At 37.2% G+C, this 19,841-nt stretch carries 18 protein-coding genes; 1 reads left to right on the top strand and 17 read right to left on the bottom strand.

Translation table 11 applies throughout. The features are described 5' to 3' along the window. Nucleotides 1-92 precede the first annotated feature (92 nt). The 13 genes from SOLCA_RS21555 to SOLCA_RS21495 all read right to left on the bottom strand — a co-directional run bounded on the left by SOLCA_RS21555 (nucleotide 93) and on the right by SOLCA_RS21495 (nucleotide 16,440). Nucleotides 93-1,148, bottom strand: coding sequence for a TerC family protein (locus SOLCA_RS21555; RefSeq protein WP_014682611.1), 1,056 nt, complete (start codon nucleotides 1,146-1,148; stop codon nucleotides 93-95). 79 nt (nucleotides 1,149-1,227) lie between these two features. After that, complete coding sequence (locus SOLCA_RS21550; protein WP_014682610.1) at nucleotides 1,228-2,199, bottom strand: polyprenyl synthetase family protein; 972 nt, start codon at nucleotides 2,197-2,199, stop codon at nucleotides 1,228-1,230. 368 nt (nucleotides 2,200-2,567) lie between these two features. After that, nucleotides 2,568-3,347: an SH3 domain-containing protein gene (locus SOLCA_RS21545; RefSeq protein WP_157604628.1), complete on the bottom strand. Its 780-nt coding sequence runs from the start codon at nucleotides 3,345-3,347 to the stop codon at nucleotides 2,568-2,570. A gap of 157 nt (nucleotides 3,348-3,504) precedes the next feature. Then, a complete protein-coding gene (locus SOLCA_RS21540; RefSeq protein WP_014682608.1) occupies nucleotides 3,505-6,630 on the bottom strand; it encodes an efflux RND transporter permease subunit in 3,126 nt (1,041 codons plus the stop codon). Nucleotides 6,631-6,650: 20 nt separating this feature from the next. Then, the gene (locus SOLCA_RS21535) at nucleotides 6,651-7,751 is read right to left on the bottom strand and encodes an efflux RND transporter periplasmic adaptor subunit (RefSeq protein ID WP_014682607.1); all 1,101 of its coding nucleotides are present in this window, start codon (nucleotides 7,749-7,751) and stop codon (nucleotides 6,651-6,653) included. 12 nt (nucleotides 7,752-7,763) lie between these two features. Further along, nucleotides 7,764-9,035, bottom strand: a complete 1,272-nt coding sequence (locus SOLCA_RS21530; RefSeq protein WP_042481878.1) for a TolC family protein — start codon at nucleotides 9,033-9,035, stop codon at nucleotides 7,764-7,766. A 117-nt stretch (nucleotides 9,036-9,152) separates the two neighbouring features. After that, nucleotides 9,153-10,523, bottom strand: a complete 1,371-nt coding sequence (locus tag SOLCA_RS21525) for a sensor histidine kinase (protein WP_014682605.1) — start codon at nucleotides 10,521-10,523, stop codon at nucleotides 9,153-9,155. After that, the gene (locus SOLCA_RS21520) at nucleotides 10,523-11,203 is read right to left on the bottom strand and encodes a response regulator transcription factor (protein WP_014682604.1); all 681 of its coding nucleotides are present in this window, start codon (nucleotides 11,201-11,203) and stop codon (nucleotides 10,523-10,525) included. The genes SOLCA_RS21525 and SOLCA_RS21520 overlap by 1 nt, the downstream gene beginning before the upstream one ends. A gap of 342 nt (nucleotides 11,204-11,545) precedes the next feature. After that, nucleotides 11,546-12,583, bottom strand: a complete 1,038-nt coding sequence (locus SOLCA_RS21515) for an asparaginase (protein ID WP_014682603.1) — start codon at nucleotides 12,581-12,583, stop codon at nucleotides 11,546-11,548. A gap of 53 nt (nucleotides 12,584-12,636) precedes the next feature. Further along, nucleotides 12,637-13,407 (bottom strand): TatD family hydrolase, encoded by a 771-nt coding sequence (locus tag SOLCA_RS21510; RefSeq protein WP_014682602.1) that lies wholly within the window; start codon nucleotides 13,405-13,407, stop codon nucleotides 12,637-12,639. A 121-nt stretch (nucleotides 13,408-13,528) separates the two neighbouring features. Next, a complete protein-coding gene (locus SOLCA_RS21505; RefSeq protein WP_014682601.1) occupies nucleotides 13,529-14,362 on the bottom strand; it encodes an FKBP-type peptidyl-prolyl cis-trans isomerase in 834 nt (277 codons plus the stop codon). A 28-nt stretch (nucleotides 14,363-14,390) separates the two neighbouring features. After that, nucleotides 14,391-15,398 (bottom strand): DHH family phosphoesterase, encoded by a 1,008-nt coding sequence (locus SOLCA_RS21500; RefSeq protein ID WP_014682600.1) that lies wholly within the window; start codon nucleotides 15,396-15,398, stop codon nucleotides 14,391-14,393. Between the two features lie 160 nt (nucleotides 15,399-15,558). Then, nucleotides 15,559-16,440 (bottom strand): FKBP-type peptidyl-prolyl cis-trans isomerase, encoded by an 882-nt coding sequence (locus SOLCA_RS21495; protein WP_014682599.1) that lies wholly within the window; start codon nucleotides 16,438-16,440, stop codon nucleotides 15,559-15,561. 98 nt (nucleotides 16,441-16,538) lie between these two features. On the opposite strand from SOLCA_RS21495, the gene SOLCA_RS21490 reads away from it, so the two are divergent. Then, entirely contained in the window at nucleotides 16,539-16,958 is a 420-nt protein-coding gene (locus SOLCA_RS21490) for a nucleoside-diphosphate kinase (RefSeq protein WP_014682598.1), read from the top strand. A gap of 297 nt (nucleotides 16,959-17,255) precedes the next feature. Here SOLCA_RS21490 and arsC read toward each other — a convergent pair whose 3' ends face one another. The 4 genes from arsC to recF form a co-directional block, all read right to left on the bottom strand. Then, complete coding sequence (gene arsC / locus SOLCA_RS21485; protein WP_014682597.1) at nucleotides 17,256-17,597, bottom strand: arsenate reductase (glutaredoxin); 342 nt, start codon at nucleotides 17,595-17,597, stop codon at nucleotides 17,256-17,258. Between the two features lie 24 nt (nucleotides 17,598-17,621). Continuing rightward, on the bottom strand, nucleotides 17,622-18,221 hold the full coding sequence (locus SOLCA_RS21480) for a GNAT family N-acetyltransferase (RefSeq protein WP_014682596.1): 600 nt from the start codon (nucleotides 18,219-18,221) through the stop codon (nucleotides 17,622-17,624). A gap of 43 nt (nucleotides 18,222-18,264) precedes the next feature. Continuing rightward, nucleotides 18,265-18,558: a DUF721 domain-containing protein gene (locus SOLCA_RS21475; protein WP_014682595.1), complete on the bottom strand. Its 294-nt coding sequence runs from the start codon at nucleotides 18,556-18,558 to the stop codon at nucleotides 18,265-18,267. Between the two features lie 86 nt (nucleotides 18,559-18,644). Next, on the bottom strand, nucleotides 18,645-19,784 hold the full coding sequence (gene recF, locus SOLCA_RS21470) for a DNA replication/repair protein RecF (protein ID WP_014682594.1): 1,140 nt from the start codon (nucleotides 19,782-19,784) through the stop codon (nucleotides 18,645-18,647). Nucleotides 19,785-19,841: the final 57 nt, after the last annotated feature.

The raw sequence follows: 19,841 nt of genomic DNA, 5'->3' as shown, positions 1-19,841 counted from the left end.
GATGGCCCTACAGCTATCAGAAAGGGCAAAAAACAAGAAAAGCCCGATGAAAATCGGGCTTTAAATTATTTAAACTATCATTTTAATAGTTATTATTTTTTTTCAACATCATGTCTTTTTGGAAACATTAGCGACGCTACAACACTTACCGTTAGTATCAAAAGGATAATGATCAGTGAGTGAGAAGTTTGGAAACCTATTTTTTCAAGGTAACTGTGCGCAAGCATTTTCACCCCGATAAAGACTAATAATACTGATAAGCCAACCTTAAGATAGTGGAACTTATGAATAATGTTTACCAACAAGAAGAACATAGAACGTAAACCTAAAATCGCGAAGATATTTGAGAAGAATACGATATACGGATCTTTAGTTACAGCGAAAATTGCAGGAATTGAATCGACTGCGAAGATCAGGTCGGTAAACTCAATAACTAATAAAACAATGAATAGTGGCGTAACCAAAGTTTTTGCATCTCTTTTTACAAAGAACTTATTGCCTTCATAATGTGGCCATACAGAGAAAACGTGCTGAGCCCAACGTACTACTTTGTGATTTTGAGGGTCAATTTCTTCATCGTGGTCGCGATTGATGAACATCATTACCCCTGTATAAACAAGGAATCCGCCGAATACGTAAAGAATCCATCCGAATTTAGTGATCAATGTGGCACCGATAAAGATGAACAGGAAACGCATAATAACGGCTCCTAATATACCCCAGAACAATACTCTGTGATAATAAATCTTCTCAACACCGAAAGCCGTAAACACCAATACAATTACGAAGATATTATCAACTGATAGCGCATATTCAACAACATAACCGGTGATAAATTCTAAAGAAAGATTATGACGATAAATTTCTAAGCTCGCCTCAAAATTATCAGGTATCAGTTTTATATTATGCTTATGAGCTAATACGACTTCCTGTAAACGAGCCATATCAGTAATTCCATGAAGTAAATCACCTTTAAAATAAATTACCGCATAGAATCCAAGCGCCAGCGAAACCCAAATAATGCTCATTATTAGTGCTTCCTTTAAGCTTACAACATGGTCTTTTTTGTTAAACACCCCTAAATCGAGGCTTAACATCGCAGCAATGAACACAAGAAAACTTCCGAAATAAATAACTTCGTTCGACATTTTATTATTATTAAAAGTATGAATAAGCAAACTGACTGTCTGATGAATGGGTAATTATCAATTACCCGTTTTCACCATCCTATTTTTTTCTTTCCGTTGTAAAACGAACCAATTGCTCTAATGATCGGCGTTGTTCGGTATCAGGGAATGTCCTTAAAATTTCAAAAGCCTCTTCCTGATATTTGAACATGGTTTGTTCTGCAAGTTCCAAACCACCGGTTTTATTTACAAACTCAATGATTTCCTGAACCTTTACAGCATCTTCATTATGATTTTTCACCAGATTGATGATATATCTCTTCTGTGTACGGTCACAAGTTTTTAATGCATAAATCAAAGGAAGAGTCACTTTCTTCTCCTTGATATCAATACCACGAGGTTTTCCTACATCATCGTGACCAAAATCAAAAAGATCGTCTTTTATCTGAAAAGCAATTCCGATCTTTTCACCAAAAACACGCATCCTTTCAATATCTTCTACCGATGCATTTGCCGATGCAGCACCACAAGCACAGCACGAAGCAATTAAGGACGCTGTTTTCTGACGGATCACTTCAAAGTAAAGTTCCTCTTCAATATCCATCTTACGAGCCTTCTCTGCTTGCAATAGCTCTCCTTCGCTCATTTCACGTACTGCATTAGAAACGATTTCGAGTAGATTATAGTCTTTATGTTCAACAGAAAGTAACAGACCTTTTGAAAGCAGGAAATCGCCTACTAAAACAGCAATCTTATTTTTCCAAAGTGCATTGATGGAAAAAAAGCCTCTACGCTCATGCGAGTCATCCACCACATCATCATGAACCAATGTAGCGGTATGTAAAAGCTCTACTAATGCAGCACCACGATGTGTGGCTTCTGTGATCCCTCCGCAAACCTTTGCCGCAAAAAATACGAACATAGGCCTCATCTGCTTGCCTTTACTTTTATAAATGTAATGGGTAATGCGATCAAGCAGAGGCACCGAACTTTGCATTGATTTTTTGAATTTCTCTTCAAACAAATCAATTTCAGCAGCTATAGGTCTTTTAATTTCGTCTAATGTTGGCATTCGCGTGTGATTGCACGAGTGATACGTTTTGTTAACCACTCCTATTCCTTAATTCAGCTACCAAAAAAATGATATTCCGGTTGGCCGAAATATCGTTTGTATACCTGATTCAGTTCAATTTTAAAACTTTCGGGCCAAATATACTCATTAGCCCTCATTATACTAATTTCCCGACAGAAATAATCTATATTAGATTGAGCCTGCTCAGTTTGCTTTTATACTTTTCCACCGGCGACTATAAAATAATCCTCATCCCGCCAATCATTCTAGCTAAAGCCCCTCTCACTCTTTTAAGAAGGCATACTTTTCTTTTACCTCTTTTATTGTACTTAACCTAATTCCCATTATTAGCTATTATTGACGATCTATTAACATCCTCCAAAACTCAGCGAAAGGATTACTTTGTCCTTTTCTTGCTTTATTTCAATCGTATTCGACTGCCCCTCACCATAATGATCCAGCTTCAATACATTCGTATCTGTTTCAACGTAACAATAATTCGCCTCATCAACTTCACCGTTTTGTGCCAATACAAATGCCAGCCATAACACATCCATCACGTTTCTTTTAGAAATACTGATTTCGTAAACCTCTCCTCCAGCTCCTTCTTCCAGGTATTGTAATTCGTGTTTTACGGTAACATTATTTACAAAAGCGAAGTTTTCTATATAGGCCTCTTCTCCCTTTTCCTTTGCTGTATTCTTTTTTGATCTTTTTAGTGGCATTCCAAAATAAGAAAATAAAATCCGCTGCATTTTCTCATTGTCGTACATAACAGCACCATCGTCCTTAGCTTGTAATGGTATAGTTTTAAGAGGAGATAAATAAACGTTAGCTACATAAGCAATCGAGTCATTATATTTTACCTTGATCCAATTTCCATTTAGTTCATGATTTTTAATCTCCACGCCCTCTTCTTGTTCACACACCCGTTTAGTGGAGAATAATTTAGCAGAAAACGGCTTGTCTTTAATCACCTCAAGTACTTCCAGCCGAGCTCCATACGGAATTTTCGTAATGATCCTGCCACTTGCCGAAGGCTGATCACGAAGTCGAAGACCATTTTTTTGCCAATTGTATAATGTTGATTGTGCCAAGAGAAGAGTTGCATTAAACAGGAATGCAATAAGAAAGAGTAAAAATCTCATAGTCAAACAGATGTTCTTTTTATAAGTATCGAATAATTGCACCACAAGATTAAACAAATAAAAAGACACTTTACTCTTCAATACCTCAAATAAACGTAACAATAAAAGCGACCGAAACTTAATCCGGCCGCTCATCCAAAAAGACTTCTAACATGTATCAACCTACATGTAAGCTCTTTTGTACCTTTTTTCGATAACTGATATAAAACACGATTGGGAATACAAAAAGGTTGAATATTGTATTGGTAATTAAGCCTCCGATAACCACAATTGCCAAAGGTTTAGAGGCTTCGGAGCCAATGCCTGTACACATAGCGGCAGGTAATAATCCAATAGCGGCCATTAAAGCGGTCATGATAACCGGACGCATCCGCGTCTCCACTCCTTCGCGAAGTGCATCAGCGAACGTCCAGGTTGGATGGTGCTTAAGTTCAACAATATTGTGCTTGAATTTAGTGATCAGAATTACACCATTTTGCACACAAATACCGAACAAGGCAATAAATCCAATACCTGCTGAGATATTAAAATTAATGCCAGTGATCAATAAGGCTAAAATTCCACCCATAATGGCAAATGGCACATTATTCAATACTAGCAAAGAGTCTTTTACATTTCCGAAAAGAACAAAAAGAATAAAGAAAATAACCAGCAAACTAATCGGCACCGCTGTCGACAATTGGTTGGTAGCACGCTGTTGGTTTTCGAAATCACCTGCCCATTCGAGTTTGTAATCCTTTGGCAATTTGATGGCAGCATTCACTTTTTGTTGGGCTTCAGCAATTGTACTTCCCATATCTCTTCCTCTGATCGAAAATTTGATAGCACCATATCGTTTATGCTTATCGCGGTAAATCATACTTGGACCAATTATTTTCTTAATTTCAGCGATTTCACCCAATGGAACTTTAGTGCCTTTTAAAGTCGGAACCCTTAGTGCTGCAATTTCTGCATCATTATTCCGATAATCTTCGGGATAACGTATGCGCAAATCAAACTTGCGCTCACCTTCGTAGATCTTGGAAGCTGCTTTCCCTCCGATGGCCATTTCCACCACTGCATTTGCATCAGCTGCAGTTACTCCATAGAGTGCCATTTTTTGCTGATTAAGCCGGATTTGCAGTTCCGGCTGCCCTAAATTCCGAAGGATTCCCAAGTCTTCGATCCCTTCAACGGTTTTTAAAATGGAGAGCATTTTTTCTTCTTCCTGTTCGATATAATTAAAGTCATCACCAAAAAGCTTAACAACGATAGAACCCTTAACACCTGAAACAGCCTCTTCAACATTATCCATAATAGGCTGAGAAAAGTTCAGGTTGATACCAGGGAACCCTTTCAAGCGATCCTGCATTCGTTCTATCAACTGCTCCTTTGTTTGCTTGCGTTTCCACTCTTTCTGTGGATATATATCTACATGAAACTCAATATTATAGAAACCAGTAGCATCAGTACCATCATTCGGCCGGCCTGTTTGCGAAAGCACTTGTTTCACTTCATCAAACCCCATAAATATTTTCCGCATCTCATTCGAAAGCTTTACTGATTCATCAAGAGAGGTACTCAACGGACCAGTTGCACGAACATAAATAGAACCTTCATTCAGTTCAGGTAAAAATTCCGTTCCCAGGAATTTAAAGGAGAAAACACCAGCAACTAATACCACCATAGAAACAATCAACATCTTTTTCCGCATACGGAAACACCAATCAAAGAATCGCATAAAGTTACTGGTGGTAAATGCCAATACTGGATTATGATGTTCTCTTACGTCTTTTCGAAGCAACACATTAGCCATTGCAGGAACCAAGGTAAACGTAAGCAGCAAGGCACCTAACAATGCAAACCCTAAAGTCCAGGCCAGCGGAGAGAACATTTTGCCCTCTACTTTTTCAAATGTAAAAATTGGAAGAAGACCGGTTATGATGATCAGTTTTGCAAAGAAAATCCCTTTACCGTTTTCTAAACAAGCTCGCTTAATGATGCCCGACTTACTAAGCAGATTAAACTTTTCCATTCCTACCTTTTTCGCCTTATGGTCAAGCGCTACAAATATTCCTTCAACCATGACGACGGCTCCGTCAATGATAATCCCGAAATCGATCGCCCCCATCGAAAGTAGGTTAGCCGACATGCCTTTCAACTTCAAACAAATAAATGCAAACAACAACGCAAGCGGAATGATAACGGAAACAATTAGTGTAGTTCGCCAATCGGCCATGAATAAAAGGACAATGCAAGTCACAAAAATGATCCCTTCGATCATGTTATGAAGCACGGTATGAGTAGCAAAATCAACCAGTGTTTCACGATCGTAAAATGGTTTTATTTTGACATCATCCGGCAAGATATTACTATTCAACTCAGTTATTTTCGCTTTTACAGCTTTAATAACGTTACTCGGGTTTTCTCCCTTGCGCATCACAATAATGCCCTCCACCACATCCGGGTCATTATCTCTTCCCACTTGTCCTAATCGAGGTAAACTTGATTCGGTAACTTCTGCAATATTGTGCACATAGATTGGTGTTCCGTTAATATTATCAACGATGATATTCTTGATTTCATTAATATTATTAAGAATTCCGATGCCCCTAACCACATAAGCCTGTCCACTTTGCTCAATAACATCACCTCCAACATTGATATTACTTTTTGAAACTGCTTCATACAATTCTAAAGGCATAACACCGTATTGCATGGCTCTTGAAGGATCAATGGTAATTTGAAAGGTTTTAACCTCTCCGCCAAAACTGACTATGTCGGCAACACCCGGAACGGCCAATAGTTCACGCTCTACCACCCAGTCCTGAATAGTTTTTAGCTCACGTATTGATTTTTTATTACTGGTGAGTGTATAACGATAGATTTCTCCGGTCGGCCCATAAGGAGGCTGAATACCTGGTTGAATTCCTTCTGGTAAATCAGCATCAGCGATATGATTATTTACCTGAAAACGAGCAAAGGCATAATCAACATCATCCTCAAAGGTTACTTTTACAATGGATAATCCAAATAATGAAGAAGAACGAATACTTGTTTTCTTTTCAGTTGGATTCATTGCTATCTCAATTGGCCGCGTAACGAATTTCTCTACCTCTTCAGCACTTCGCCCCGGCCACTGTGTGATAATCGTAACAGAGGTATTCGTGACATCCGGAAATGCTTCAATACTAATCTTTTTAAAGCTGATATATCCTGCAGCCGCTATTAACAAGGTGATAAAGAACACCATGTATTTGTTTTTTAAAGCAAATGACAGGATCGCTTTTATTAATTTATTCATGAGAATTAATTGAAGATGGATTACTTAAGAGATTCATAAATAAATACTTGCCTTGAGGCAATTAAGTGGTCGCCCGATTTAACACCTGAACGGATATAGGCTTTATTTTCTGTTTTTCGGGCAATTGTAACGGGTTTAATTTTAACTTTTTCTTTTCCCTCGATCACTAAAACATAATATTGATTATTATCGAAAATGAGACATTGAGTATCAATCACAGGCATTGTATCATCACCTACTGAACTGATTTCTACATTAGCAAACATTTCCGGCTTTAGGATCAGATCGGGATTATTGATCTTGACCCTCGCTTTAACCACTTTATTTTCCGGATCGATTGTATTATATACTTTATCGATCTTTCCGGAAAATACTTTATCAGGGTAAGAGAGGGTTGTTATTTTTACATTATCGCCAGCTTTTACTTTTGAAATATCAGACTCATATACATTTACCAAGGCCCACATACTTGACAAATCAGCAATGGCAAACATATTTTCCGCATTATCCGTGCGGACCTGCATATTATTTGTCACCTTTTTCTCGATAACAAACCCAGATATTGGCGATTTAACCATGTAATTAAGATCTCCTTTAGAAGGATTGATATGCAAAACGGCCTTTGATCTTCGGTCCTCCGCTTTGGCTTTTTCGTAGTTAGCCTTAGCTACTTCCAAATCACGTTGCGAAGCCATTCCACTGTTATATAAATCTTCTGTTACTTGCATTTCGCGTAAGGAGGTCTTTAATTCAGCTTCAGAACTAATCGCTTCTTTAGCATAACCGGCAACCTCTGCACTGCGCATGGTAGCAAGCAATTGACCTTTTCCCACCACATCGCCGGAGTGAACGTGAACATCCTGGACCAAACCACTTACCATTGGATAGATTTTTACCATTTTATCCTCGTCCGGCACAATTTTACCGGTTAAGGTTATTTCAGATGTTGAGTTGGATGACTTTACTGTATCAATCAACAAGCTGCTTAGCAATGTATCGGTCACTATAAACTTTTCCTCTTTTATTGCTTTGGGTTGGTCATTCGAACAACCAACAAAAAGAAGTATCATCATTCCTGAACCAATAAGAACAGGATGGAAGCAATTGCGAATCAAATGCATAAACAAAATTTATTATCGGTTAAAGAATGGAGTTGCGGTTAAATAATTAAGCTCTTCAAGGGTATTGAGTAGATCCTCTGTCAAAGAATTGAGTTGAAGGGTATTGACTTTATAGGAGTCGTAAAAATCAAGAAACTCCAGCATGCCTATATTTCGTTTCTGGAAATTTAAGTTCACTTGTTCAATCAGGCCCTTAAAATTCTCTTTAAATGTGGGATCAACAGACTTATGCAATGCTGCTAAACGTAATGCACGCTGATAACTGGCCGACAATTCATTCTTGATCTGATTATCCAGAACTTCAGTTTCAGCTTTTCGTTGAGCAATTCGAGAATGAGCTTGCTTTATAACTCCTTGATTACGATTAAAGAATGGTAATGAGAGACTCACTCCAACTCCATTGTAATTTTTGATATAACTTCCCTGAAGATCATAAGATGCCGAAATAGTAAGATCAGGCACTCCCATTGCCTTTTGCAGCTTCAAGTTGATATTCGCATAATCAATATTGGTTTTGGCTACATTTAAATCGGGTCTGTTAACCAATGCCGAATCCAACAGTGAGGCATATGTAATTTTAGTAACTACGATATCAGTTGCAAACTTTTCATCCTGATCATCGGGCACAATCACAGTAGTTACTCCAACACCTAATAATTGGCGCAACTCAGTCTGCACGTCCTCCAACTCATTCAGTACTTGCGCCTGTTCAGCTTGTAGCGTATATAATAATGACTGGATACGGAGTAACTCTTTCTCTGCAACATTTCCTTTTTGCAGTTGAACTTTATAAACACCAAGAAATTGTTTCAGCGAGTTCAGCTCGGTTTCATAAATTGCAGCAGATTGCTGCTTGTAATAGATGGTGTGATAATTGGTTCTTAATGTATACCGAAGAGTCCGCACCAAATCAGCAAACTCATACTCGGCCACTTTCAAGCCAGTTGTGGCTAATTGAATACTTTTATTTCGTTTGCCGGCAAGTTTAAAAAGCTGTGATAATTGAGCCTGGTATTGTCCCTGACCATCTGCTGATGAGGTTTGAAAATACTTTTTGGTATCAGGATTGTAAAATACATTCTCATAAGTAAACTGTGGATTATCAAAAAGTTTAGCTGTGATTACCTCAGCTTTAGCCTGCTCCACATTATATCTCTGAGCAATTAACTGAAGATTATGGGCAAGAAATAATTCCTCGGCCTTTTGATGTGAAATTTTGAGCGTATCCGTTTGAGCAAGAACAACAAATGGAAGCAACATAAATACACTTCCTATTATCAACATCCTTCTTGAAGATTGGGCGAACATAGTTTATTTTATTTCGAGCAAAACTATGCGGCAGATATTGGAGTAAAATTAAAGAAAGATTAGAATGCGGTTAGAATTTTATATGTCGTCTACCTAGCGTTTTTTATCCTGAACAAAACTTATGCTTACGATTAATCCTTTGCCAGAGGCAGACAATATAGAAACAGTTCCTTTAAATAATTCTATGATTTTCCTTGTAACGTATAGTCCAATTCCGCTTCCAGGGTATTTTTCGGCATTTTTTGAACGATAAAAAGGCTCCAGTACTTTCTTTCTATCATTTTCATCAACTCCAATTCCCTGGTCAATGAACTTAATCTGCATAGTAATTTCATCTGCAAACAACTCACACTCAACTGGATTATTCTCTGAAAACTTAAAAGCATTGCCAATAATGTTGTTAAAAGCGATAACCAATAAAGACTTGTTGGCATTAATAATCAAGAAACGTTCATCTTTGGGCAATTTAGAAATGCTAACCTTGAGCAGTGGGGCCTTCAGTTTAGTGCCCCAGTAATCTTGTAGTTCCCACAAAAGATCGTCGATTCGGATAGGTGTCAGTTTTGCGCGGGTAAAATCCATATCTACCTGTGCCAACTCCATTAAGCCGGTAATCGTATCTTTCAGCTTGTCGGCATCGGCAATTATTGATTTTAATATTGCACGGTATTCCTCTTCATCCCGGGTTCTTTTTAAGCCAACTTCTGCTTCCCCTATGATTGTAGTTATTGGCGTTCGAAGTTCATGAGAGGCATTGGCAACAAATGTTCGCTGCAACTCAAATGCATTATCCAGATGTTCGAGTAAGCTATTAAAGTTTTTTGCAAGTATTCCGATCTCATCATCTTCATTGTTAACCACCACGCGAGTCTCTAAATTATCAGCGCGTATTTTTTGCATCTGAGCAACCAAACCATCGATCGGAGATAATATCCTGTATGACAACCATCTTCCTATCAGAAAAAGAAACACATTACTAACAATGAACACAATGAGCATGATTTTTTGCAGTTGAAGCAAGCGGATTTCACTTCCAGTATCTCTGGCAGAACCAAGTATCACAAAATCACCCTGATTATCTCTGTAATAGATTCCTACAACCTGATTATTATTTTCAAAATATTTAATTGAACCGTCGTATCTAACCCTGTTAATTACTTTATTGGACCAGTATTGTTGTTGATCGGGGATAAAGGCAGCTGCATTTTTAAAGTCATAGATCCGGATCACCTCATCAGAGAGCTTCGCCAAATAACTTGTACGAACTTCCTCCAATGAGTCTTTCGAAAGCTCATCTGCTTCCAGGTATAATTTGGCGGCAACTTGTAAACGGTCTTTTAAACGGTGATAAAAATCGTTGCGTAATGATGATACAAACACCAGGTACACTACAATCATCACTAATAATAAAATACTTGCACTAATAAGGGTAAAATAGAGAGAAAGGCGATTCTTTATTTTCATTATTCTTGTTTAAGAATATATCCCATGCCAATAATAGTATGAATCAGTTTTGCTTCAAAATCCTTATCAACCTTATTTCTAAGATAGTTTACATACACATCTATAACATTAGTACCTGTATCAAAACCAATGCCCCACACTTTTTCAGCGATAAACTGACGGGAGAGTAATTTTCGTGGATGAGAAAGAAACAGTTCCAATAAATCATATTCCTTCGCTGTAAGTTGAATTTTTTTACCGGCACGTTCTGCTGTTTTACCCCATGTATCCAGCTTAAGATCACCAAAAGCGAGGAATTTTGCTGTTGCAGGAGCCTGCTCCCTACGACGTATAAGTGCCTCAATTCGGGCCAATAATTCCTCAAAATGAAATGGTTTTACCATGTAGTCATCGGCACCCGATTTTAATCCACTCACCTTGTCTCCTATCGTTCCAAGAGCCGTAAGCATTAAAATAGGAATCGTAGGATTTGTTTGACGTATTTGAGTACATAACTCAACACCGTTTGTATCTGGCAGCATTACATCCAATATCATCAAGTCATAGTATTGCTGTCCCATCATTGCTAACGCTCTGCTGGCATTTTTGGCATGATCAACAAGATAATAATGTTCCTCAAGGCCGTTTCTTATAAAAGAAGCCACCTTCTCTTCATCTTCGACTAAACAAATACGTAGCATATACTAATAACGATGGAAACTGAGAAGTTATATTTTCAATAAGCAAAGCTTATAAAAATAAGTCAGTAAATAACAATGATGGAGTACTCCAAAAATCAATTTAGGCTGTCCCATAAAGCGGAACAGCCTAAATCAATAATTAAACCAAACCTTCTACCGCTTTCAACCAGGGAGGTTGTACGGGAAGCAATAAATCCAGTATTTCATGCTCTCAACAAAATAACTGGTTTGCAAATATTCGGTTTATAATTTCTTTCTACTATTCGTCTAGCACAAAAAACCACTCAAATAGTTCTATATTTTAATGAATCAGCATAACTGGCAGAATTGATCACAATAAACCTAAGACTGTCCATTCAGCTTGGTCAATTCTCCCCTTATAGAGGTCGATAACATCAGTTTTAGTTCTTCAGCAGGAAGATTCTGTGCCATTACAAACATTAGTTTTGTGATAGCAGCTTCGTAAGTCATGTCATAACCACTTAAAATTCCCATTGACGACAATTCATTACTGGTTTCATAATGTCCTAATTCTACGGTTCCACCCATACATTGAGAAATATCGAGGATCAAAATTCCCCTGTTTATGGCTTCTTTCAATACGGCCAGAAATCGTGGATCTGTACTTGCATTTCCGGAACCGAACGCCTCCATTACTACTGCGCGCAAACCCGGAGTGCTTAATACGCCACTTACAAAGCGAGCATCCATTCCAGGAAACAACTTTAATGATCCTACTGATGTGTCAAAGTATTTATAAACTTTAAGCGGTTTCTCTGGCTGAGGTAGAATATACTTTTCGTTATATTTTAACCTAATTCCGGCTTCTGCCAAAGGATGATAGTTGGTCGAAGTAAACGCCTGGAACTTTTCTGAATCAAATTTAGTGGCTCTGTTTCCTCTGTAAAGCATGAAATCAAAATAGATACATACTTCAGGAACCATTGCAGAACCATCATCTTTTTTAGCTGCAGCAATTTCAAGAGCGGTCAGCAGATTCTCTTTTGCATCTGTCCTGATCTCCCCAATTGGCAGTTGAGAACCGGTAAAAACCACCGGTTTGGCTAAGTTTTCCAACGCAAAACTTAATGCCGAGGCCGAATAAGCCATCGTATCTGATCCGTGTAATATCACAAAACCATCGTACTTATTATAATTATCTTCAATGATCACTGCCAATTCTACCCAGATTTCCGGTGTCATATTAGATGAATCCAGCGTCGGGTTGAAAGAGTGAACGGCGAAATTATAATTAAGTCGTTTTAGTTCGGGTACATTACCGGTAATGTGCGAAAAGTTGAATGGTTTTAATGCTCCTGTTTTAGGATCATTTACCATACCAATCGTACCGCCGGTATAGATAATCAGAATATTGGTCATTAAGGTTTAGATTCGTTAATTTTTGATTGATTTGCAAAGAAAACCAATCTGAATTAAACTCCAAATATTTTTACCGAGTTTTCTGTAGTGATTTTTGCCAATTTTACAATATCCATCTGATAAAGGTCGGCTACTTTTTGAGCAATATGCACTAAATAGCTTGTCTCATTAGGCTTACCTCTATAAGGTACAGGAGTTAAATAAGGCGCATCCGTTTCCAAAACAATATGTTCAGGATTAATTGCCGCCACAGTTTTATCTAATCCTGAGTTTTTATAGGTAACAACTCCTCCAATGCCCAAGTAAAAGTTTAGATTAATTACTTTTTGAGCTTGTTCAACTGAACCTCCAAAACAATGGAAAATACCACGAAGTTTTTCATCCTTTTCTTCTTCTAATACTTCAATGATTTCGTTGTAAGCATCGCGGCAATGGATAACGATTGGCAGGTTAAGCTCTTTAGCCCAACCAATCTGAGTTTTGAATGCTTTCTTTTGCTCTTCCAGATGCGTTTTATCCCAATAAAGGTCTATTCCGATTTCACCGATCGCGTAGATTTTATTTGCATCAATAGCCTGCTTTATAACAGTTAACTCTTTTTCATAATTATCCTTAACAGAACATGGGTGAAGACCCATCATTGGAAAACAGTTTTCGGGATATTTCGTGGCCAGATCAAATACATGCTGAATAGTTCCAGAATCTACATTTGGCAAAAACATACGTTTTACCCCATTGTCAAAAGCACGCTGAATCGCTTTTTCTCTTTCTGCCGGATCTTCTGGTGAATAATATTGGTGTGTATGTGTATCGGTTAATAACATTTTAAAATTTTGTTCCGTGATCGACTCACAAGTTTATTTTCTCAAATGCTGTTTAAACAAAAACTGCGAATGATTGTTCATCCGCAGTTCTTTATTTTATTTGTCTGTATGTTCAGATCAACTATTTCTTAGCTGATTTAACATCCAACACTTGTAATTCAAATACTAATGGGCTGTTTGGAGGAATAGGACCATTACCCATTTCACCGTAAGCTAATTTTGCAGGAATAATGAAAGTTGCAGATTCGCCTTTTTTCAATAATTGTAATGCTTCTACCCAACCATCAATCACCATACCTTTTTGAACTGGTAATTCAAATGGCTGACCACGGTCTAATGATGAATCGAATTTGGTTCCGTCTAACAATTTACCGGTATAGTGAACTTTAACAGTATCACCTAATTTCACTTGAGTTCCGGCTGCAGCTGGAGTAGAGATGAAATAACGTAAGCCAGAAGCTGTTTTTTGGAATGCAATTTTGCTATCAGTTTGGAATTTATCCATTGCTTTATTGGCTTCTGCTTCCATTGACGATTTAGTTTTAACGTCTTCTACTTTTACAATGAACGTTAAATAGCTACCCGATTTAATAAATGGAGGCATTGACATACCCATTTTAGGATTGAAAACTGAGTCAGCAATAACTTTAAATGAAGCACTGTCGCCTTTAGTTAACATTTTAAAGGCATCCATCATATCTCCTTTGAAAAGAGGTTTTTGAACGATCAAATCATAAGGTCTTTTCATTTTGTAAGTATCCATCAATACTGAATCACTGTCAGTTTTGTAGATAATATTTACACGAATAAAGTCGCCTTCTTTGATTTTTTCGCCTTTATTTTCGGTATAGATTTTATATAACAGACCGTTCTCACTTTTCTTGTAACCATCTTTGTTACAAGCGAACAGCACACCGGCAAGGGCTACTGCTAAAACTGCAAATTTTGCTTTCATTGAATAATTTTCTATTAATGCTTGTGGTTTAAACGTTTAATAACTCTTTATATTCCGGTAGTACTGAAATAAACTTCTGTACGGTTTCTTCCAATGATAATTGCGATTGTCCCCCTGCGGCATTGTGATGCCCTCCTCCTTCAAAGTATTTTTTTGCAACTTCATTTGCCGGAAATTCTCCTTTAGAGCGTAATGATAATTTAACTATTTCGGCCCGGTCAATAATTATGGCCGCGAATTTAATATTATTGATTGAAAGTGCGTAATTAACAATACCTTCTGTATCACCTGAACCAACATTATATTCATCAAGATCTTGCTGTGTTAATGCTATCAGCGCTGTTCTGTATTCTTCAAAAACTTGCAATTTATCTTTCAGACAGTATCCTAAGAAACGTGTCCGACTTTCAGAATAGGTATCGTAAACCAATTCATGAATACGTGCATTATCTGCACCCACCTCAATAAGGTCGGCAACAACTCTATGCAAATGTGCGGTTACAGAGTTAAAGCGGAACGATCCTGAATCAGTCATGATTCCACAATACAAACAACTGGCGATACTTTTATTTAACAACGCTTTATCACCCATTTGCACCATAAAGTCATAAACCAACTCTGCGGTAGCACATGCCGCGGCATTCCATAAGCGATAATCATCAAACCCCTCTGGCTCGAGGTGATGATCGATCATTACTTTTATTCCAGGAGCAGCCCCAACAACATCGCCAAGTCCGTTTATCCTTTTCAGACCATTAAAATCAAGGCAGAAAATAATATCTGCATCAGCAATTAACTTTTCTGATTGTTGGGGTTGATCAGGATATACGATAACCTCTCCATTTCCAGGTAACCAATGTAAAAAGAATGGATAATCAGTAGGAGTAATTACATGTACGTTATGCCCTTTTAGTAACAAATAATGATAAAGCCCTAATGATGAACCCATCGCATCACCATCAGGTTTTGGATGAGTTGTTATGACTATATTTTTTGCTGTTTCTAAAAGTGGCTTTAAGGCCGTAATTGACTGCATGTAATTTGGTTAAAGAGGGCGAAGATACGTAGTTTGGTCCATAGTTCATAGACATATCGAGCGGGTAATGGACCATAGTCAATAGTCCATAGACCATAGTAAGTTTAATCCGACTCGAAGATTCTATAGACTATGGACCATGGACTATGGACTAATATAATTACTTCACCGGCTTAATATCTACTAATTCAACATCAAACACTAGGATGCTGTTAGCTGGAATATCCGCTCCCATTGCACGTTCTCCGTATGCTAATCCTGATGGAATTACAAAAACTGCTTTTTCTCCTTTTTTCAACAATTGTAAACCTTCATCCCAACCGGCAATCACCATGTTTTTGCCTAACATAAATTCGATAGGCTGGTTGCGATCGTAAGATGAATCGAATTTTTTACCGCTTAATAGTTTACCTGTATAGTGTACATTAATGGTGTCACCTGCTTTTGCATTCACTCCGTTTCCTTTTGAAGTTATTTGGTAACGCAACCCTGATGGTGTAGTCGACAATTGCAGATTATTGACTTTTGCATAATCACTAATTGATTTGTCTTCCTCTGCTTTGCGCTTAGCTGCTGCTGCTTTTGCTTCAGCTTCCATTTGCTGAGGTGTTTTTACGTCGATAACCTTAATCGTATAACATAAAAATCTTTTTGATGCCAGAAATGGCGGACGTTGAACAGATGCAGGCGCACCTTTAAATAACAAATCACTACCAATTCTAAATGTGGCACTATCACCTTTGGCCAATAATGTTAAAGCCTCCATAACCTGACTCTTATCTGCCATTGTATCAATTCTTACAATAACCTCAGCAGGTTGTTTAAGCTTATAAGTACTTTGAAGGATTGAGTCTTTATCGGTTTTATAGATCATGTGAAATTTCACATAATCACCTTGTTTGATTTTTATTTTATTGGTGGCTGTTGTTTTAAGAATTTTATAAAACAGGCCACGTTTGGTTTGCTGAAAGCCATTATCAAAAGCCATCAAAGTTACTCCTGCGATAACTAATAATGCTATCAGAAATTTGAGTTGTTTCATTTAATTTATGTAAGCGTTAATGTGTTAAAAACCAGTTAAAGGCAAGGGGCTAAATTAACAGATAAAACTCTATCTTTGCGGCAAATTTTAAAAAAGAAATGGTTACTAACAGAACTTTCACAATGATTAAGCCTGATGCGGTGGCGAATGGCCATGCAGGCGCGATTTTAGACCGTATCATTAAAGCGGGCTACAAAGTTGTTGCATTAAAATACACAAAACTTACTACTGAAACTGCTGGTCAATTCTATGCTGTTCACAGTGAGCGTCCGTTCTATAAAGACTTAGTTAGCTTTATGTCGCAAGGACCTATCTATGCTGCGATTTTAGAAAAAGACAACGCGATCGAAGATTTCCGTAAATTTATCGGAGCAACTGATCCAAGTAAAGCTGATGCTGGAACTATCCGTGCTGATTTTGCTAAATCTATTGACGCTAACGCTATCCACGGTTCTGATTCAGATGAAAACGCTGCTATCGAAGGAAACTTCTTCTTCAATAACTTTGAGCGTTTCTAATTTAGCTATAAGCCTTTAGCTGTTAGCTATTGGCCTATAAAAGGAAAAGCATGAATTGAGTTCATGCTTTTCCTTTTTTTATTAAGCTAGCAGCTGAAAATCTAATAGCTAATTACTAACAGCTAATGGCTGATAGCTACCAGCTACTTCAATAACTCAGTTTCTAATTTTAGCTATTAGCTATTGGCCTATAAAAGGAAAAGCATGAATTGAGTTCATGCTTTTCCTTTTTTTATTAAGCTAACAGCTGTAAATCTAATAGCTAATTACTAACAGCTAATGGTTGATGGCTACCAGCTATTTCAACAACTCAATCACTTTTTCAACAGGCCTTCCGATAACGGCTCGATTTCCTTCAATCACTATCGGACGTTCCATCAACTGTGGAAACTCAATCATTGCATTAACTATTTCGTCATCGCTCAAAGATTTACCTGCAAATTGTTCTTTCCAGATTGGCTCTTTTGTTCTCACTAGTTCTATGGGATTTATGCCGATAAGTTTTATAATGTCCTTAAGTTCATCAACAGAAAGCTTATCGTCGATATATTTTATAATTTCCAGCTTAGCGCCCTTTTCTTCTAATAATTTCAAAGCAGTTCGGCTGGTGCTGCATTTTGGATTGTGAAGTATTTTCATCTTATTTTCTTGTGATCTAAACTTTCAACTGAGTTTACTTTTTAGCTTATCTCTAACACCATTCTCCCATTCCTTTTTTAGAATACTGAGAACAATACTATCCCGTCTTCCACCAAACGAGTCGGGCATATGACTACGAAGCACACCTTCCACGGTACACCCAATACTTTTCATTGCAGCAATACTTCTAGCATTATTATTATCTGCTCTAAACTCTACCCTTTCCATGCCCAACTTCTCAAAAGCAAACTCCAACAATAGAAACTTACATTGCTTATTTAAACCTGTACCTTGAAAATCTTTACCATACCATGTATAACCCAACTGCAATGTTTGATAAGATAATTGTATATCATAAAAACGAGTACTTCCTGCATACCTGTTTTGCTGTTTATCAAATACGATAAATGGAAATTCTCTACCTAGTTTCTTTGCGGCTAAAGCAATCTGAATATATTTTTTCAAATTCTCTTCACCACCAGCCTGTAACAAAGAATATCTCCAGATTTCAGGTTCATTTAAAGAAAATTCTAACAAATGTTCAAAATCGGTTTCTTCTAATGGCCGTAAAAGGACTTTTTCATTTTCGAGGACAACGATCTGAGACGGATCAAAAAGGTTCATACTTACTTATTAGAAACTTAACGTTATTTATACTGTCTTAAAACTATAAAAACACCACTTCCTCAATCACTTTGGTTCCAGCCTTATCATTTACCACCTCAACAATCTTCTCTTTTGCACGGGTAAGCTCATGGCGAAGTGCCGCGGAATCTAATCGAACAAATAGTTTTTTATTGCGGATAAATATTTCAGAAGTTCTGTTGGCAACCATTGGCCCCATTATATCGGCCCATGACTGAACAATATTCACTTCATTATATTTATCCTTTATTCGGTATGTTTCAAGAAGCAGGTCTATTGCTTCTTTCATTGTTTGTTCGTTGGATTTTTTAAACATATATTTTGGTGATTACACCGATTAGGCCCGATAATTAACGGGATTGATTACATTAATAAATAAGTTGATTCAGTAGTTAAACGATCCTATTCTGATCGGTTTACAAAAGCTTCGTCTTTAATATGTCCGCCTTCAACTGCTCCTTTGCTTACTTCGAACACTTTAATATCCATTCCTATTTCATCAAACACCTTTTCTACCCGGTCTTTACTGGTATCGGTAATAAATAACTGGCCGAAATTATCCTGAACAACCATTTCCATCATTTTTTTAACCCGCATGTCATCCAGCTTGTCAAAAATATCATCTAATAATAATAAGGGCTTAAATCCTTTTAACTTATAGAGATAACTATACTGTGCCAGTTTTAATGCAATGAGAAATGATTTTTGCTGACCCTGAGATCCAAATTTTTTCAAGGAGTAGCCATGTATACTAAATTCAAGCTCATCTTTATGAATACCAAAATTCGTGCGTTGTAAAACGGTATCCTTTCTGAAGCTTTTTTTCAAGCCTTCTGCATAAGCATCTTCATTTAACTGCGAAACATATTGCAGGGTCACATTTTCTGCTTCGTTACTAAGATACTTATAATGTGTATTAAATACTTCAGTAAATTCTTCGAGGAATGATTTTCGTTTTTGATAAATTTCAGAACCTGTTGCAATTAATTGATCATCATAAACAGATAGAAGGTCAGGATCAAAATTTCCACTTTCTGCAAACTGTCGAAGCAAGCTATTTCTATTCGTCAGGTTCTTATTATATAATATAAGCGTGTCGAGGTAACGGTTATCTGTCTGAGAAATTACATTATCAATAAATTTCCGACGCTCTTCACTACCTTCAATAACCAGGCTAATATCATACGGAGAGATCATTACTAACGGGAACTGTCCGATATGATCTGCCAATCGTGAATAGTCCTTTTTATTACGCTTGAATTGTTTTTTCTGATTTTTCTTTAATCCGCAGAAAATAACCTCACTCTGTTCATTTTTCTCAAAAACGCCCTGCAACATAAAAAAATCCTGTTCATAGCGTATTTGCTGACTATCAACCGGATTAAAATAACTTTTGCAAAGAGACAGGTAATGGATAGCATCCAACAGATTTGTTTTACCTGCACCATTATTACCAACAAAGCAATTTACCGTTGGAATAAAGTCCAATTCGGCCTCTTCGTAGTTTTTAAAATTTAACAGGGTAAGCTTTTGCAGATACATTGAACAAAGGTAAGCAACATCAAATAATAATCAGACTTGCGTAAAAAGATTAAAAGT

Source organism: Solitalea canadensis DSM 3403, assembly GCF_000242635.2.
Taxonomy (GTDB): Bacteria; Bacteroidota; Bacteroidia; order Sphingobacteriales; family Sphingobacteriaceae; genus Solitalea; species Solitalea canadensis.
The sequence above is the reverse complement of the archived record's forward strand: the minus strand, read 5'-3'. Positions and strand labels throughout refer to the sequence as shown.

Bases quoted from the DNA above. Each gene is read 5' to 3' on its own strand.
- SOLCA_RS21540 (WP_014682608.1), bottom strand. From the start codon at position 6,630: ATGAATAAATTAATAAAAGCGATCCTGTCATTTGCTTTAAAAAACAAA.
- SOLCA_RS21500 (WP_014682600.1), bottom strand. From the start codon at position 15,398: ATGCAGTCAATTACGGCCTTAAAGCCACTTTTAGAAACAGCAAAAAAT.
- SOLCA_RS21515 (WP_014682603.1), bottom strand. From the start codon at position 12,583: ATGACCAATATTCTGATTATCTATACCGGCGGTACGATTGGTATGGTA.
- recF (WP_014682594.1), bottom strand. From the start codon at position 19,784: ATGTATCTGCAAAAGCTTACCCTGTTAAATTTTAAAAACTACGAAGAG.
- SOLCA_RS21505 (WP_014682601.1), bottom strand. From the start codon at position 14,362: ATGAAAGCAAAATTTGCAGTTTTAGCAGTAGCCCTTGCCGGTGTGCTG.
- SOLCA_RS21490 (WP_014682598.1), top strand. From the start codon at position 16,539: ATGGTTACTAACAGAACTTTCACAATGATTAAGCCTGATGCGGTGGCG.
- SOLCA_RS21520 (WP_014682604.1), bottom strand. From the start codon at position 11,203: ATGCTACGTATTTGTTTAGTCGAAGATGAAGAGAAGGTGGCTTCTTTT.
- SOLCA_RS21535 (WP_014682607.1), bottom strand. From the start codon at position 7,751: ATGCATTTGATTCGCAATTGCTTCCATCCTGTTCTTATTGGTTCAGGA.
- SOLCA_RS21530 (WP_042481878.1), bottom strand. From the start codon at position 9,035: ATGTTGATAATAGGAAGTGTATTTATGTTGCTTCCATTTGTTGTTCTT.
- SOLCA_RS21545 (WP_157604628.1), bottom strand. From the start codon at position 3,347: ATGAGATTTTTACTCTTTCTTATTGCATTCCTGTTTAATGCAACTCTT.
- SOLCA_RS21555 (WP_014682611.1), bottom strand. From the start codon at position 1,148: ATGTCGAACGAAGTTATTTATTTCGGAAGTTTTCTTGTGTTCATTGCT.
- SOLCA_RS21510 (WP_014682602.1), bottom strand. From the start codon at position 13,407: ATGTTATTAACCGATACACATACACACCAATATTATTCACCAGAAGAT.
- SOLCA_RS21495 (WP_014682599.1), bottom strand. From the start codon at position 16,440: ATGAAACAACTCAAATTTCTGATAGCATTATTAGTTATCGCAGGAGTA.
- SOLCA_RS21550 (WP_014682610.1), bottom strand. From the start codon at position 2,199: ATGCCAACATTAGACGAAATTAAAAGACCTATAGCTGCTGAAATTGAT.
- SOLCA_RS21480 (WP_014682596.1), bottom strand. From the start codon at position 18,221: ATGAACCTTTTTGATCCGTCTCAGATCGTTGTCCTCGAAAATGAAAAA.
- SOLCA_RS21475 (WP_014682595.1), bottom strand. From the start codon at position 18,558: ATGTTTAAAAAATCCAACGAACAAACAATGAAAGAAGCAATAGACCTG.
- SOLCA_RS21525 (WP_014682605.1), bottom strand. From the start codon at position 10,523: ATGAAAATAAAGAATCGCCTTTCTCTCTATTTTACCCTTATTAGTGCA.
- arsC (WP_014682597.1), bottom strand. From the start codon at position 17,597: ATGAAAATACTTCACAATCCAAAATGCAGCACCAGCCGAACTGCTTTG.